The sequence below is a fragment of the Ensifer sp. LC11 genome (genome assembly GCF_001695835.1).
In the GTDB taxonomy this organism is placed as follows: Bacteria; Pseudomonadota; Alphaproteobacteria; order Rhizobiales; family Rhizobiaceae; genus Ensifer.
In genome coordinates this window covers 229,889-244,628 of record NZ_MBSO01000056.1, presented here as the reverse complement: position 1 = coordinate 244,628, position 14,740 = coordinate 229,889, and the positions used below count along the sequence as shown (strand labels likewise).

The 14,740-nt window shown below is 62.3% G+C and carries 16 protein-coding genes; 13 read left to right on the top strand and 3 right to left on the bottom strand.

Features of this window, described 5'->3' with window-relative positions; translation table 11 throughout:
• Positions 1-70 precede the first annotated feature (70 nt).
• Positions 71-466: a DUF427 domain-containing protein gene (locus tag BBX50_RS26705; protein WP_065778295.1), complete on the top strand. Its 396-nt coding sequence runs from the start codon at positions 71-73 to the stop codon at positions 464-466.
• Between the two features lie 55 nt (positions 467-521).
• Here BBX50_RS26705 and BBX50_RS26700 read toward each other — a convergent pair whose 3' ends face one another.
• Positions 522-1,091, bottom strand: coding sequence for an XRE family transcriptional regulator (locus tag BBX50_RS26700; RefSeq protein ID WP_065778294.1), 570 nt, complete (start codon positions 1,089-1,091; stop codon positions 522-524).
• Between the two features lie 194 nt (positions 1,092-1,285).
• Here BBX50_RS26700 and BBX50_RS26695 point away from each other — a divergent pair, with 194 nt between their 5' ends.
• The gene (locus BBX50_RS26695) at positions 1,286-2,419 is read left to right on the top strand and encodes an aminotransferase (RefSeq protein ID WP_065778293.1); all 1,134 of its coding nucleotides are present in this window, start codon (positions 1,286-1,288) and stop codon (positions 2,417-2,419) included.
• A gap of 19 nt (positions 2,420-2,438) precedes the next feature.
• Here the strand turns inward: BBX50_RS26695 and BBX50_RS26690 are convergent, their stop codons facing one another.
• Positions 2,439-3,164 (bottom strand): glutathione S-transferase, encoded by a 726-nt coding sequence (locus tag BBX50_RS26690; protein WP_065778292.1) that lies wholly within the window; start codon positions 3,162-3,164, stop codon positions 2,439-2,441.
• Positions 3,165-3,320: 156 nt separating this feature from the next.
• Between BBX50_RS26690 and BBX50_RS26685 the strand changes: the two genes are divergently transcribed.
• From BBX50_RS26685 to BBX50_RS26660, 6 genes are all read left to right on the top strand, one after another.
• The gene (locus BBX50_RS26685) at positions 3,321-4,322 is read left to right on the top strand and encodes a LacI family DNA-binding transcriptional regulator (RefSeq protein WP_065778291.1); all 1,002 of its coding nucleotides are present in this window, start codon (positions 3,321-3,323) and stop codon (positions 4,320-4,322) included.
• Between the two features lie 169 nt (positions 4,323-4,491).
• Entirely contained in the window at positions 4,492-5,526 is a 1,035-nt protein-coding gene (locus tag BBX50_RS26680) for a sterol desaturase family protein (protein WP_065778290.1), read from the top strand.
• Positions 5,527-5,534: 8 nt separating this feature from the next.
• The gene (locus tag BBX50_RS26675) at positions 5,535-5,846 is read left to right on the top strand and encodes a MocE family 2Fe-2S type ferredoxin (protein WP_065778330.1); all 312 of its coding nucleotides are present in this window, start codon (positions 5,535-5,537) and stop codon (positions 5,844-5,846) included.
• A 79-nt stretch (positions 5,847-5,925) separates the two neighbouring features.
• On the top strand, positions 5,926-6,870 hold the full coding sequence (locus tag BBX50_RS26670) for a substrate-binding domain-containing protein (RefSeq protein ID WP_065778289.1): 945 nt from the start codon (positions 5,926-5,928) through the stop codon (positions 6,868-6,870).
• Positions 6,871-7,098: 228 nt separating this feature from the next.
• Entirely contained in the window at positions 7,099-8,304 is a 1,206-nt protein-coding gene (locus BBX50_RS26665) for an FAD-dependent oxidoreductase (RefSeq protein ID WP_065778288.1), read from the top strand.
• Positions 8,304-9,185, top strand: a complete 882-nt coding sequence (locus tag BBX50_RS26660) for a sugar phosphate isomerase/epimerase (RefSeq protein WP_139108392.1) — start codon at positions 8,304-8,306, stop codon at positions 9,183-9,185. The genes BBX50_RS26665 and BBX50_RS26660 overlap by 1 nt, the downstream gene beginning before the upstream one ends.
• On the opposite strand, the gene BBX50_RS26655 is transcribed toward BBX50_RS26660, so the two are convergent.
• A complete protein-coding gene (locus tag BBX50_RS26655) occupies positions 9,178-10,119 on the bottom strand; it encodes a LysR family transcriptional regulator (protein WP_065778286.1) in 942 nt (313 codons plus the stop codon). The two genes, BBX50_RS26660 and BBX50_RS26655, sit on opposite strands and share 8 nt — an antisense overlap.
• Positions 10,120-10,269: 150 nt before the next feature.
• Here BBX50_RS26655 and BBX50_RS26650 point away from each other — a divergent pair, with 150 nt between their 5' ends.
• The 5 genes from BBX50_RS26650 to benB all read left to right on the top strand — a co-directional run bounded on the left by BBX50_RS26650 (position 10,270) and on the right by benB (position 14,707).
• Positions 10,270-11,451 (top strand): muconate/chloromuconate family cycloisomerase, encoded by a 1,182-nt coding sequence (locus BBX50_RS26650; protein ID WP_065778285.1) that lies wholly within the window; start codon positions 10,270-10,272, stop codon positions 11,449-11,451.
• Between the two features lie 10 nt (positions 11,452-11,461).
• A complete protein-coding gene (catC, locus tag BBX50_RS26645; RefSeq protein WP_065778284.1) occupies positions 11,462-11,752 on the top strand; it encodes a muconolactone Delta-isomerase in 291 nt (96 codons plus the stop codon).
• A gap of 75 nt (positions 11,753-11,827) precedes the next feature.
• The gene (catA, locus tag BBX50_RS26640; RefSeq protein WP_065778283.1) at positions 11,828-12,766 is read left to right on the top strand and encodes a catechol 1,2-dioxygenase; all 939 of its coding nucleotides are present in this window, start codon (positions 11,828-11,830) and stop codon (positions 12,764-12,766) included.
• Between the two features lie 97 nt (positions 12,767-12,863).
• The gene (locus BBX50_RS26635; protein WP_065778282.1) at positions 12,864-14,222 is read left to right on the top strand and encodes a Rieske 2Fe-2S domain-containing protein; all 1,359 of its coding nucleotides are present in this window, start codon (positions 12,864-12,866) and stop codon (positions 14,220-14,222) included.
• Positions 14,219-14,707, top strand: a complete 489-nt coding sequence (gene benB, locus BBX50_RS26630; RefSeq protein WP_065778281.1) for a benzoate 1,2-dioxygenase small subunit — start codon at positions 14,219-14,221, stop codon at positions 14,705-14,707. The genes BBX50_RS26635 and benB overlap by 4 nt, the downstream gene beginning before the upstream one ends.
• Positions 14,708-14,740: the final 33 nt, after the last annotated feature.

Genomic DNA, 14,740 nt, shown 5'->3' with positions numbered 1-14,740 from the left:
CGCCAGCGGTTGGAAATCGGCGGGCGCGATCCCATCTAAAGAGTTTGAAATCTTGCGAAGGCGATCGTTCATGTCCGACAAACCGATCAAGATTCCCGGCCCCGATCATCCGATCACCATCGAGCCAAACCCGGCGCGTGTCGTCGTCAAACTGCATGCACGTGTGATCGCCGACACGCGCGATGCATTGACGTTACGCGAAGCGTCCTATCCGCCGGTGCAGTATATCCCGCGCAAGGACGTCGACATGTCGTTGCTTGATCGCACGGATCACGCGTCCCATTGCCCTTACAAGGGCGAGGCTTCTTATTACAGTATTCCGTTCGGCGGCGAGCGGTTGAAGAACGCCGTCTGGACCTATGAAAGCCCGCATGCGGCGGTCGCCGATATCAGGGATCGGCTGGCATTCTACCCGGACCGCGTCGACTCGATCGAGGAGTTGTCGGCGGAAACATGCGATAAGTAGCAGCTTTGGCAACCCGGTAGCCCGTGCGGCATGTCGCCTCTGCCTTGCTACCGCATCACGAGATGACATTGCGGACGAACCTCACGACGTCGTCGCCGTCATTGACGTAGGAATAGGTCTGCGCCGAGCTATAGACCGTGAACGCGCCGCTTGCGTAGCACTTGCGATCGCCGCCAAGCTCGAGCGTCAGCGTTCCTTCCGTCACCAACAGCATCTCGTGCCAGCCTTGCGGGTCGGGCTCGGCGTCATAGCGCTCGCCGGGCGCGATCGACCACAGCCACATTTGGGCCTCGCTGGCGGCGGGGGCGGAAGCAAGCAGCCGCGCTTCGCTTTCCGCCTGCTGGCCGCGCCAGGTTACCGCGTCGATGTTGTCGCGAGAATGGCGCGACGGGTCTCTGACCAGATCGACGAAGCCGACATTCATGGCTGCCGCCAGGCTGTCGAGGCTTGAGAGGCTGATATTGGCATCGCCACCCTCGACCGCGACGATCATCCGACGGCTGATGCCGGACGCCTTTGCCAATGCCGTCTGGCTCAACCCCGATGCCAGGCGGATCCGCCTGAGATTTTCGGCGACGTGGGCCAAAACGTCGGATCGATCTTGACTGTGCAATATATTGCTCATAATGTCCTTCTACAGGGACAAACCACCAAATGCCACAGCCATTTCCGGGGCCTCCGACAGCGACGGAGTGCGCCTGCGAAGTCGTGCCGGCATGACTGGTTCATGTCACAGCAAACGGCAATGCTCAACGAGCGTGGCTTGGAAACTGCACGCATTCTCCAAGCCACGTCTCAAATGATCGAAGGGACCTTCGCATGAAAATCCGCGACTTCGGCGTCGAAATCTGGATGAACCGCTATGAGAACCATTGTGAATGGAACCTCGCCGAGACCTGCGTCGAATCCTTGACCGTGGCGGAACTCCTGGAAATGGCCGGCAAGACGGATACGATCCTGTCCGAACTGCTGCCGCTGAAGCTGACCTATGGCGCGATCGAGGGCTCCGAACGGCTGCGCGGTCTGATCGCAAACCTCTATGCGAAGCAGACGATCGAAAACGTCGTCACCACCCATGGCGCGATCGGTGCCAATGCGCTGGTGCATGAGACGCTCGTGGAACCGGGCGATAGGGTGATCTCGGTGCTGCCGACCTACCAGCAGCACTATTCGATCCCGGAAAGCTACGGCGCCGATACGCAGATCTTGAAACTGACGGAAGAGACCGGCTTTCTGCCCGACCTAGAGCGGTTGCAGCGCCTCGCGATCCCCGGCACGAAGCTGATCGCGATCAACAATCCCAACAACCCGACCGGCGCGCTGATGGATCGCGACTATCTCGAAAAGATCGCCTCGATCGCGCGCGCCTGTGGCGCCTGGATCCTCTCAGACGAGGTCTATCGCGGCACCGACCAGGAGGGCGACGGCCTGACGGCCTCGATTGCCGACCTCTACGAAAAGGGCATCAGCACCGGCAGCATGTCGAAGACCTTTTCCCTTGCCGGCCTGCGCCTCGGCTGGATCGTGGCGCCGCCCGAATTGATCCAGGCCGTTTCCGTTCACCGCGACTACAACACCATCAGCGTCGGCATGCTCGACGATCATTTCGCGGCGATCGCCCTTGAAAACAAGGATAAGATCCTTGCCCGCAGTCAGAGCATCACCCGCACCAATCTCGCGGTTCTCTCCGACTGGGTGGAGGGCGAACCGCTGATCTCCTGGGTCAAGCCGCAGTCGGGCACGACGGCGCTGCTGAAATACGACCTGCCGATCACCTCCGAGGCGTTCTGCCTGAAATTGCTTCAGCGTACCGGCGTCATGCTGACGCCCGGCAGCGCGATGGACATGGAGGGTAACCTCAGGATCGGCTACGCGAACAACGCAAGCATTCTTCGTGAAGGTTTGCAGCGCATCTCCGGCTTCCTTCGCGAGCAGCAGGCCGCTGCCGCATGAGAAGCAAGGGGACTATCCCTCAGGGCTCGATATCCAGCTCCGGGTAGCGACGGAAGATGCCGTCTTCGTTGAAAGCCAGGCGTCGCGGCGACGCGATATAGGTCGCGATGTTCGGTCGGGCTTTCACCGAGGCGTGCAACGCCAAAAGCTTGGGGTATTGCTGCTCGTAGTGCCGCATCGCCTTCGGGAAGGCGTAGCTGAGCCCTTCGATCACCTGGAACAGCGAAAGGTCGACATAGGTGGTGGTGTTGCCGACCGCATGGCCGCCGCCATCAGGGTTTTGCGAAAGCACCCGCTCGAAATAGCCGAGAAACTTCGGCATGCGGTTCGCGACGAATTCAAACGCGCGGGCCTTCGCTTCCTCCTTCTGCTCTTCGTAATATTTCGAGGTCGCGATCGGGTGGTGCGTGTCATGCACCTCGGCGATGAAGTCGGTGATGGTGAGTTGCAGGCCGTTGGCGAACCAGCGGAGCGCCTCGTCCTCCGGTGCGAGCCCGAGCTTTGGGCCGAGGTAAGAAAGGATGTTCGCCACATGCGAGACGGTCAGGTCGCCATCTCTCAGAAAAGGCGGGGCAAATGGGACCTGTGCCTGGTTGGTGCTCTTCATCAGCTTCAGCATTTCGCCGGTGCCGCGATGAGGGACGCGTGTGACATCGACATAATCGGCGCCGGCGTCCTCGAGCGCCAGCCGCACGAATTCGCCGCGGCCCTGAATTCCGTCCCAGTAGTACAACTCATAGGTCATGAATGCCTCGATCCGGTTCTCGATAGCGGTTGATATAGGCGACGAGAGAGCGGAGGCGAGGGCAGGGCCAAGGAAGCAGGCACTCTGTCGGGCGGGCCCCGCCACGTGCTAAGGCGATACAAACATGTCTCTTAGGCCCGTGCGAGGGAAGCCAAGGTGAGCAAGCCGAACTATCGCGACATTGCCGAGCTTGCAGGCGTCGGGACCGCGACCGTCGAGCGGGTTCTGAACGGGCGCGGCGGCGTTCGGCCGGAACTGGTCGAAAAGGTGGTCGTTGCGGCGCGGACGCTGAACTATCCGCGCACGCTTCCCGATGCCCATCGCGGGCTGCTGCGGATCGACGTGCTGATGGTGCGTCCCGAGACGACCTTCTATCGCCGTCTGTCCCAGGCGTTCCAGCGGATCGCCGAGACGCTTGACCCTCTCGTCGTCGTGCATCGCAGCTTCACCGAGGAGATGAAGCCGGAGGAGATCGCCAGGCGGATTGATGCGACCGAGACGCCGCGCGCGGGCCTGATCCTTGCGGTGCCTAACCATCCCTTGATCAGCGCCGCCGTCGAAGCCGTGGTCGCGCGCGGCGTGCCTGTCATTCACGTCGTCACGCGGGCATCGGAGAAACTGGGGGAGTTCGTCGGCATCGACAATCACGCCGCGGGACGAACGGCGGCGCTCTTCATCGCGCGCATGGCACGCCGGACCGGCCCCGTCGTCGCGCTCTGCCATCCGATCTATCAGGTCCATCGTGATCGTCTGAGTGGTTTCTCGGACTATTTCCGGGAACATCCGGGCGAGCGCCGGTTTCAGTGGCTGGGCTTCACCCGCGACGAGGAGCACTACGGCGCCGAAACACTGCGATCGGCGCTTGAGACGTATCCCGACATGGTCGGGCTTTATAATGCAGGCGGCGCAAACGCGGCGCTGATCGACGTGCTGCGCCGGCATCCACGCGGCAAGGAAATCTTCTTCGTCGGCCATGAGTTGACCGACTATACCCGCAAGGCGCTCGGCGACGGCGTCATGGACGTCGTGCTCGACCAGGCGCCCGAGGCGCAGGCTCGCCGCGCGCTCGACCTCATCCTGCGCCGGATCGGGCTTTCCGAGATGGAGCCGGACAAGGCACCCATCCGCTTCGTCACCATCACCGCCGAGAGCCTTTGATCTGATTTGATCAAACAAGCCTTCGCCGTCCAGAACGCCGCCTGCTAGATTTTTATCAAGAAGGAGGCCGGGGTTCTTTGGAGGAACCGGACCGGAAAACGGCGCCAGGAGCGCTCTCCTTCCTCAGTGAGTTTTGCGGAACGCACGCGGTCCGCCGGGAGGAAGCGTCATGGATGATCTGAAGTATGGAACGCGCAACAAGCGCGGCGACTGGGCGCCGAACCAGCCGATCGAGACGGCGCCGCTGTTTGCCTTTCCGCCCCGGGTTCTGGCACTCCTGAAGTGGCTGCCGCACTACTTCTTTCCGTGGAATGCGATCTTTGCGGCCTCGGCGGTTGCCTATTGGGCCTGGGTCATTCCGCCGATCGAGACGATGCAGACTTTGGGCCTCGGCTGGATCGCCTGGCTTTACGCGGTCAACGCCGTCTGCGTCTTCCTGTTCTACGGCGCCTTCGAACTGCACCTCTATGTGCTGAAGCGGCAGGAAAACCGTTTCAAGTACAACGGCAAGTTTCCAGCGGAGCAGAAGAGCAAGGCCTTCTGGTTCGAGAGCCAGAACCTCGACAACATCCTGCGCACCTTTCTGTCAGGTGTAACGATCTGGACGGCCGTCGAGGTCGCCATGCTCTGGGCCTACGCCAATGGCTATGCGCCGTGGCTCGCCTTCGCCGACAATCCCTGGACGCTTGCTGTTGTCGCGCTCGTCGTGCCTGTTATCCACGAGTTCCATTTCTTCTGCATCCATCGGCTCATCCATACGCCGCTGCTCTACAAGTGGGTGCATTCGGTCCACCACAATTCGGTGAACCCGTCGCCGTGGTCGTCGCTGTCGATGCATCCGGTCGAGCACCTGCTCTATTTCGCAACGGCTTTCTATCACTTGATCCTGCCGTCAAACCCGATCCTGATGCTCTACCAGCTTCACTATGCGGGCTTCGGCGCCATTCCCGGCCATGTCGGTTTCGACAAGGTCGAGGTCGGCGAGGGCAAGCTGGTCGATAGCCATGCCTATGCGCATTACCTGCACCACAAGTATTTCGAGGTGAACTACGGCGACGCGCTGATCCCGCTCGACCGCTGGTTCGGCACCTGGCACGACGGCTCCAAGGAAGGCGAGGCGCGGATGCAGGAGCGATACCGCAAACGCAAGGAAAAACTCGCAGCCCGCAAGGCACGCAACACGATCGGGGAGGCAGCTGAATGAGCAACGTGATCACCTGGGTACCAGCCTGCAAACTGGACGACATCGAACAGGAGGGAGCGATCCGCTTCGACCATGCTGGGCGCACCTACGCGATCTACCGCGGCCCTGATGACAGCGTCTATTGCACCGCCGGTCTCTGCACCCACGAGGCGATCCATCTCGCCGATGGGCTGGTCATGGACTACGAGGTGGAATGTCCCAAGCATTCCGGCGCCTTCGACTATCGCACCGGCGAGGCCATAAGGCTTCCGGCCTGCGAGAACCTGAAGACCTATCCCGCCGAAATCGTCAACGGCGAGGTCCGCGTGGCCCTCGGCTAGGACCGGCCACCAGCATTGACCGGGCCCGCGGGGCCCCCGGAATGCGCTCGGGTGATCCGGCACCCATTGGGAGGAAATTATGAAATCCATGTACCTGGCGGCAGCGCTTGCCGCCTTGATGGGAAGTGCTGCCTCGGCAGAAACCATCGGTGTGTCGATGCAGAGCTTCGACAACAACTTCCAGACCCTGCTGCGCGAGGGCATCAACGCCCGCGCGTCAGAAGTCAACGGCGCCACGGTGCAGATCGAGGACGCCCAGACGGACATTTCCAAGCAGCTCAACCAGGTGAACAACTTCATCGCGGCGGGCGTCGATGCGATCATCATGACGCTGACCGATACCTCGGCCGCGCCAGGCATCAGTGAAGCGGCGGAAAAAGCGGGCATTCCGCTCGTCTATCTCAATCTCGAGCCTGAGAACCTCGGCAAGCTGCCGCAAAAGCAGGCCTATGTCGGCTCGAAGGAGACGGACTCTGGCCGCCTCGGAGCCGAGGCCGCCTGTTCGCTGCTCAAGGAGAAGGGCAAGGCGGGTGATGCCCAGGTCTATATCCTGATGGGCGACCTCGCCCACCAGGCCTCGCGTGACCGCACCTTGTCGTTCAAGGAGACGCTGGCTGCCGGCGACTGCAAGGGCGCCACCATCGCCGACGAGCAGTCGGCCGCCTGGACGCGCACCAATGCGATGGACCTCACCACCAACTGGATCACGGCCGGCCGGCCGATCGACGTGGTCTTTGCCAACAACGATGAAATGGCGATTGGCGCCATCCAGGCGCTGAAGGCCGCCGGCGTGTCGATGGACGACGTCATCATCGTCGGCATCGACGCGACCCAGGACGGGCTCGCCGCTATGGCCGCCGGCGGTCTAGACGCGACCGTTTTCCAGAACGCCAAGGGACAGTCGGCAAGTGCGGTCGATGCCGCCGTCTCGCTCGTGCGTGGCGAAACCGTCGAGAAGAACGTCTGGGTTCCCTTCGAGCTCGTTACGCCTGAGAATATGGCCGACTACGCGGCCCGCAACTGATCCTCCTCCTGCATGTTTCCTTTGATCGTAGCCGATCAAAGGTCAAAAACATGCAGGAATTCAAAGTTCTACAGCGACCCTTTGCGCGTCTGATAAGACGCGCGGCGCTGTAGGCCGGCGCATTTCTCCTGCCTGCGCCGGCCACCTTTTCTTGAGCGGGGTGAGGCAAAGTGCGTGCGGTTTCCGCCCGCCTCCCGCTCCAACTATGATCGATGGAGCAAGCAAGCCATGGACGGCATCGTCATCATCGGCGCCGGCGAAGCCGGCACAAGGGCCGCCTTTGCACTGCGCGAGGCGGGCTTTGCCGGCAGCGTCACGCTCGCCGGCACGGAACCGCATTTGCCCTATGAGCGCCCGCCGTTGTCGAAGCCACTCAATGGTGCGGTGCAGATGAAGCCGATCTGCGGTGCAGCGGCTCTTCAGGCTGCCGGCATCGACTATCTCCAGGGTGTTTCTGCGCTGAGGCTCGACCCGGCTGCCCGGTCCGTCGCCTTAAGCGACGGGCGAAGACTCGCCTATGACAAGCTGTTGCTGGCGACCGGTGCGCGCCCGAGACGACTGACATGCCCTGGCGCCGAGCGCGCGCTTGACTTCCGCACCTATGCCGACGCGGCGGCGATCTTCTCGCGTGCCGAATCAGGAAAAGGCGTCGCCATCATCGGCGGCGGGCTGATCGGCATGGAACTGGCGGCGGTGCTGCGCGGCAAGGGTATAACCGTTAGCGTTATCGAGGCGGCACCGAAGCCGCTTGGACGCGCAGTTCCCCCGCGCTTTGCCACCAAACTCCATGCGCGGCATCAGCAAGAGGGCGTTGCGTTTCATCTCGGTCAGGGTATCGCCGAGATCACCGATAATGCGGTACGCCTTGCGGATGGCAGCGCGGTGCCCGCCGATGTCGTCGTTGCGGCGATCGGCGTTCTGCCAGACGTCGGACTTGCCGAGGCGGCAGGGCTCGCCACCGGCAACGGCATCCTGACCGACGCCTTTCTTCGCACCAGCGACCCCGCTATCTTTGCCGCCGGCGATTGCGCGGCAGTGGCTCAGCCGGGTGGCGGGCATGTACGATTTGAAAGCTGGCGCAATGCGCGCAATCAGGCGGAGACCGCAGCGCGGAACATGGCCGGCGGCAAGGAGGCCTTTGCCGCCATCCCCTGGTTCTGGACCGATCAGTACGATCTCGGCCTGCAGGTGGCGGGCCTGCCGCAGCTGGACCATCAAAGTGTGACGCGCCAGCTCGACGGCGGCGAGCTCGAATTCTACTTGGACGGCGGACGTCTCGTTGCCGCGGCGGGCCTTGGTCTCGGCAATGCTCTTGCCAAGGATATCAAGCTGGCGGAAATGCTGATTGCCGCTGGCATTGGCCCCGACCCTGCCGTGCTCGCCGATCCCGGCGCGAATCTCAAGGCGCTGCTGAAAAGCGCGCGGGCCGCCTGATGCAGAAACTGCTTGTCTTTCAGTCGCTCTGGGCGATGGAGCGCCGGCACGCGGACGGCTACGAGCGCAGCCTCGAAGACAACATCACTGATATTGTCGAGGCGGGGTTCGACGGCATCAGCGCGCATTACACCAACCGCCGTGATGTCGAACTTCTGAACGCAGTGATTCGGGGCACCGGTCTGAAGGTCGAAGGCGTCTGCTTCCCGAGGAGTGTCGAGGATCTCCGCCTGACGCTGGAACTGGCGAGCGAGTTTCCGGTCAGTCACATCGACCTGCAGGCGGATGTCCGTCTGCGCCGGGTCCAGGATTGCTTGCCGCTTCTCGATGCGTGGATGCGGCTCGCCGAAGAGGCCGGTGTTCCCGCCTACATCGAAACCCATCGCCACCGCATTACCAGCGATCTTCTGTTCACGCTCGATCTGCTCGACCGGCGACCCGACCTGCCGCTGCTCGCCGATCTCTCGCACTATCTGGTCGGCCGCGAGTTCGCCTTTCCCGTCGAAGGCGAGAGCCACGATCAGATCCGCCGCATCCTCCAAAACGCTCAGGCGTTCCACGGGCGCATCGGGTCATGCCAGCAGATCCAGATCGAAATGTCCTTTCCGCAGCATCGCCCCTGGGTCGACCTCTTTCGCGACTGGTGGGACTATGGCTTTCGCAGCTGGCGATCCCGCGCCGCTGAAGATGCTGAATTGGTCATGACCTGTGAGCTCGGCCCCAGACCCTATGCGATCACCGGGGCGGACGGCGAGGACTCCACGGATCGGTGGGCGGAGGCACTCGTGCTTCGGCAAATGGTGCAGGAGCTATGGGCCGAGAGCGCCGACGCCTCGGATAGCAGGATGACCGGGGCGCGAATGCCGGACTTGGTCACTTAACGAAGGCGGGCCGAATTGGGAGATTGTGCTCAAGGCCGAGCCAGGGCGGGTTCTCCGCATACATTTCCTCGATCAGCTGCTTGATCAGCACGATGTAGCGTGAATTGTCACCGACCCGGTGGTTGAGGATGACAGGCGAGGTCGCGCGCTCCCCCTCGATCATGCGGTAATGGACATCTGAGCGCACCTGGCGCGCGGAGGAGGGCACAATACAAAGGCCGGCTTCCGAGGCGACGAGGCCAAGGGCACTCTGGATCTCGCGTACCTCATGCACTTCGGCCGGGTGCACATCGTGGGCGTGAAGCAGGCTCAGCACATGATCGGCATAGCTGGGGCGTGGCTCCTTCGGGTAGACGATGAGTTTCTGCCCGGCGAGCGCGCCCAAGGGCAGGGGGGATGTTTCCTCGGCCAAGGGCGTGCCCTGGGGTATAGCCATGGCAAGGCGCTCCTCACGCATGAGGATGCCGACGACATTGGGATCGCTGTGGTGAAGCCGGCCGAAGCCGACATCGATCCTGCCTTCCTTCAGTGCCTCGATCTGCTGCACCGACACCATCTCCAGCAGGCGGATGTCGAGTTCCGGCGCGTTCTGGCGCAGTTTGCGCACCAGCGTCGGCAATCCGCCATAGAGGGTGGAGGCGACGAAGCCGATCGAGAGAACGCGGTTCTGGTTGAGCCCGACACGGCGCGTGGCTTCCACCATCTGCTCGACTCGACCGAGAACCTGCAGCGACTGCTCGTAAAACAACCGGCCCGCTTCCGTCAGCCGCACGGGGCGGCTTGCGCGGATGATGAGCGGCACGCCCAGTTCCTCCTCAAGAAGCTGGATCTGTCGGCTGAGCGGCGGTTGGGCGATGTGCAGCATCTCGGCGGCACGGGTGAAATTGCGCTCACGGGCGACGGCGACGAAGTAGCGAAGCTGGCGCAGATCCATGTTATGGCCCTCACTTGCCTATCATTGCGGTATGTTGCGGTGCGGCAACTGCATGAATAAGCGCAATCTTTGCCACACTATACCATAAAGGTATCGTAGCGAACCTATTTGGTGTTGGACGCAGCACAGGGCGCGGCGCACAGTCACGCCATGAACACGACCCTTGCACCCATCGCACCGTCAGCAACCTTCCTCCCCGTCGTCGAACGGGTCGAGACGGTGCTGGTCGATCTGCCGACCATTCGGCCGCACAAGCTCTCGGTCGCGACCATGACCGGCCAGACGCTGATGCTGGTGAAGGTCCATTGCAGCGACGGCACGGTCGGCATCGGCGAAGGCACGACGATCGGCGGGCTCGCCTATGGCGGCGAGAGCCCGGAAAGCATGAAACTGGCGATCGATACCTATTTTGCGCCGCTGATGCTCGGCGAGGACGCGACCCGCGTTCGGGCGCTGATGGCGCGTCTCGGCAAGGCGGTGAAGGAAAACCGCTTCGCCAAATGCGCGGTGGAAACGGCACTGCTCGATGCCAACGGCAAGCGCCATGGTCTGTCGGTCGGCGAACTCCTGGGCGGAGCGCTGCGCAAGCGCCTGCCGGTCGCCTGGACGCTCGCGTCAGGCGATACCGCCAAGGACATCGCCGAGGCTGAGACGATGCTCGGCCTTCGCCGCCATCGGATCTTCAAGCTGAAGATCGGCGCGAAGCCGCTGAAAGATGACATCGCCCATGTGGCCGCGATCAAACGGGCGCTTGGTGACCGTGGCGCGGTGCGCGTCGACGTCAACATGGCCTGGAGCGAATTCGAGGCCGCCTACGGCATGGCGGCACTGGCCGATGCCGGTTGCGAACTGGTCGAGCAGCCGGTCGCGTCGACCGCAGCACTCGGTCGCCTTGTCCGTCGCTTCCCGGTGGCGCTGATGGCGGACGAGTCCCTCACCGGGCCTGAATCGGCTTTCGAAATTGCCAAGAGCAAAGGCGCCGACGTCTTTGCGGTCAAGATCGAGCAGAGCGGCGGTCTCTTCAATGCGCAGCGTGTGGCGGCGATCGCCGATGCTGCCGGCATCGAACTCTATGGCGGCACGATGTTGGAAGGTGCCATCGGCACGGTGGCGTCAGCCCATGTGTTTTCCACCTTCGCCAATCTGCAGTGGGGCACGGAACTCTTCGGGCCGCTGTTGTTGACCGAGGAAATCCTGGCGACGCCGCTCGACTACAGCGAGTTCGAACTGACGGTGCCGGATGGACCAGGGCTGGGGATCGAACTCGACGAAGATCGACTGAAGTTCTTTGCGCGCGACGGGCTGCGCAAGACGATCAGCGTTGCGAAGTGAGGAGTGGACGATGCTGTTTCACGTCAGAATGGACGTTCGCATCCCCCATGATTTCCCCACCGAGCAGGCGGCCGAGATCATCGCCCGGGAAAAGGCCTATTCACAGGCGCTGCAGCAGAGCGGCAAGTGGCGGCATATCTGGCGGATCGCCGGCCAGTACGCGAACTACAGCGTCTTCGATGTGAAGGACAATGCGGAACTGCACGAGATTTTATCCGGTCTGCCGCTCTTCAAGTTCATGGAGATCGAGGTGACGCCGCTGCTTCGGCACCCATCGTCGGTCCGTGAGAACGATAGCTAGAATTTTGTCCGTGCCGCTGCCGGGAGGTTGGCAGGCGGCACCCGCTTTCAAGACAATCCAAGTGGAGGAAATATCATGAGCGTGAAGATTTTCGACAAGCCGGAAACCCAGGATTTCCTGAAGATCTTAAGCGGTCTCGACAAGGATGGCGGCAACCCGCGCGTCAAGCAGATCGTGCACCGGCTGATGTCGGACCTGTTCAAGGCGATCGACGATCTGGACATCACCCCGGACGAATACTGGACGGGCATCGCCTGGTTGAACGAGATCGGCGCTGCCGGCCAGGCCGGCCTGATCTCGCCGGGCCTCGGCCTGGACCACTTCCTCGACGAACGTCTCGACGCGATTGACGAGGAACTCGGTATCAAGAACCCGACGCCGCGCACGATCGAGGGCCCGCTATACGTCGCCGGTGCACCGGCATCGGAAGGTTTCGCCCGGCTCGATGACGGCCGCGACACCAACGGCCATCCGCTGATCATGCACGGCACTGTCTATGATGCCGATGGCCAGCCGCTGAAAGGTGCAACCGTCGAGGTCTGGCACTGTGATACCCGCGGCTTCTATTCGCATTTCGACCCGACCGGCGTGCAGGCGCCGTTCAACATGCGCCGCACGATCGTCACCGACGCCAAGGGCTGTTACAAGTTCCGGAGTATCGTGCCGCATGGTTACGGCGTCCCCCCGGGAAGCCCGACGGAGCAGCTGCTTTCGGCGCTCGGCCGTCACGGCCAGCGCCCGGCGCATATCCATTTCTTCATCAGCGCCGACGGTCATCGCAAGCTGACGACCCAGATCAACATCGCCGGCGACCCGCTGGTCAACGACGACTTCGCCTATGCGACCCGCGACGGGCTGGTGCCCGATGTTACCGAGCGGACCGACGAGGCGAGCATCAAGGCGAACGGCCTTTCCGGCCCCTTCGCCGAGATCGAATTCGACATCCACCTGACCTCGTTGGTGAATGGCGTCGACAACCAGATCAACGAGCAGCGCAAGCGCGCCGCCGCCTGATCCTTTTCGCGGCGGCCGGATGAGCCACCGCCCCTGACCACCGACATCGTTGCAATCGCCAGGCCGAATGCGGCGCGCCGTTTGCGGGAGAAGAACCATGTCTGCAGTTATCGACAAAGCCCAAGCCCTCGACCACCTGCTCGCCACGGCAGTCGAGGACGATCATGAGGCCGGCACATTCCGGTGCCGCCGCGATATCTTCACCAACGAAGATCTCTTCGAGCTGGAGATGAAGCACATCTTCGAAAGCAACTGGGTCTATCTCGCCCACGAGAGCCAGATCCCCGAGAGCAACGACTATTACACCACCTATATCGGCCGGCAGCCGGTCGTCATCACCCGCGACAAATCGGGTGAGCTGCATGCGGTCATCAATGCCTGCGCCCACCGCGGTGCCATGCTCTGCCGCCGCAAACACGGCAACAAGGGCAGCTTCACCTGTCCGTTTCATGGCTGGACCTTCTCCAACACCGGCAAGCTTCTGAAGGTGAAGGACGAGAAGACGACGCAATATCCGCCGCAGTTTGCGAAAGACGGTTCGCACGACCTGAAGCGTGTCGCCCGTTTCGAGAGCTATCGCGGCTTCCTTTTTGGCAGTCTGAACCCGGACGTCCCCTCGCTCGAAGACTATCTCGGCGAAACGAAGGTCATCATCGACCAGATCGTCGACCAGGCACCGGACGGCCTCGAAGTGCTGCGCGGCAACTCCTCCTACATCTATGACGGGAACTGGAAGCTGCAGATGGAAAACGGCTGCGACGGCTATCACGTCAGCTCCGTGCACTGGAACTATGCCGCCACCATGGGGCGCCGCAACGAAGAGGGCACCAAGGCGGTCGACGCCAGCAGTTGGAGCCGTTCGATTGCCGGCGTCTACGGCTTCGACAACGGCCATATCCTGCTCTGGACCAACACCATGAACCCCGAGGTCCGGCCGGTCTTCCACGCCCGCGAGGAGATCAAGGCGCGTGTCGGCGAGGTGAAGGCTGATTTCATCGTCAACCAGACGCGCAATCTCTGCCTCTACCCGAACGTGTTCCTGATGGACCAGTTCAGCACCCAGATCCGCGTGACCCGTCCGATCAGCGTCGACAAGACCGAGATCAGCATCTTCTGCTTCGCGCCGAAGGGCGAAAGCGCTGCCGATCGCACGCTGCGTATCCGCCAATATGAGGATTTCTTCAACGTCTCCGGCATGGGCACCGCTGACGATCTTGAGGAGTTCCGCGCCTGCCAGCAGGGCTATGCCGGTATCACCGCGCTCTGGAACGACCTGTCGCGCGGCGCACCGCTCTGGATCGACGGTCCGGATGAGAACGCCAAGCGGATGGGCCTTGAGCCGCTGCTTTCGGGCGAGCGTAGCGAGGACGAAGGCCTGTTCGTCCGCCAGCACGAATATTGGGCAAAGGTGATGCGCGCAGCACTCGCCTCTGAGAAGAAGGGAGCGGTCGCATGAGCATCTCCTATGACGCCGCCTGCGCCTTCCTTTACCGCGAAGCGCGCCTGCTCGACGACCGGCAATGGGACGAATGGCTGACCTGCTATGCGCCTGACGTCAGCTACTGGATGCCGGCCTGGGACGACGACGACCAACTGACCGAGGATCCGCAGTCGCAGATCTCGCTGATCTTTTATCCGAGCCGCGACGGCCTGGAGGATCGTGTCTTTCGCATCAAGACCGAACGGTCGGGCGCGTCCACGCCGGAGCCGCGCACCAGCCACAATGTCACCAATGTCGAGCGCGTGGCCGATCGCGGCGAGGAAGTGGATTTCCGCTACAACTTTCACACCCTCAACCATCGCTACAAGGTCACCGACCATTTCTTCGGCACCATCTTCGTCACGCTGCGCAAGAGCGGCGAAGAGCTGGTGATCTCGCGCAAGAAAATCGTGCTGAAGAACGACTACATCCGCCAGGTCATCGACGTCTACCACATCTGACGGGCGCGCCCGCCGGAAGCGAAGGAACGTTAA

Coding starts and splice junctions, on each gene's coding strand:
- BBX50_RS26695 (WP_065778293.1), top strand. CDS start 1,286: ATGAAAATCCGCGACTTCGGCGTCGAAATCTGGATGAACCGCTATGAG.
- catA (WP_065778283.1), top strand. CDS start 11,828: ATGAGCGTGAAGATTTTCGACAAGCCGGAAACCCAGGATTTCCTGAAG.
- BBX50_RS26705 (WP_065778295.1), top strand. CDS start 71: ATGTCCGACAAACCGATCAAGATTCCCGGCCCCGATCATCCGATCACC.
- BBX50_RS26650 (WP_065778285.1), top strand. CDS start 10,270: ATGAACACGACCCTTGCACCCATCGCACCGTCAGCAACCTTCCTCCCC.
- BBX50_RS26635 (WP_065778282.1), top strand. CDS start 12,864: ATGTCTGCAGTTATCGACAAAGCCCAAGCCCTCGACCACCTGCTCGCC.
- catC (WP_065778284.1), top strand. CDS start 11,462: ATGCTGTTTCACGTCAGAATGGACGTTCGCATCCCCCATGATTTCCCC.
- BBX50_RS26665 (WP_065778288.1), top strand. CDS start 7,099: ATGGACGGCATCGTCATCATCGGCGCCGGCGAAGCCGGCACAAGGGCC.
- BBX50_RS26660 (WP_139108392.1), top strand. CDS start 8,304: ATGCAGAAACTGCTTGTCTTTCAGTCGCTCTGGGCGATGGAGCGCCGG.
- benB (WP_065778281.1), top strand. CDS start 14,219: ATGAGCATCTCCTATGACGCCGCCTGCGCCTTCCTTTACCGCGAAGCG.
- BBX50_RS26700 (WP_065778294.1), bottom strand. CDS start 1,091: ATGAGCAATATATTGCACAGTCAAGATCGATCCGACGTTTTGGCCCAC.
- BBX50_RS26690 (WP_065778292.1), bottom strand. CDS start 3,164: ATGACCTATGAGTTGTACTACTGGGACGGAATTCAGGGCCGCGGCGAA.
- BBX50_RS26655 (WP_065778286.1), bottom strand. CDS start 10,119: ATGGATCTGCGCCAGCTTCGCTACTTCGTCGCCGTCGCCCGTGAGCGC.
- BBX50_RS26680 (WP_065778290.1), top strand. CDS start 4,492: ATGGATGATCTGAAGTATGGAACGCGCAACAAGCGCGGCGACTGGGCG.
- BBX50_RS26670 (WP_065778289.1), top strand. CDS start 5,926: ATGAAATCCATGTACCTGGCGGCAGCGCTTGCCGCCTTGATGGGAAGT.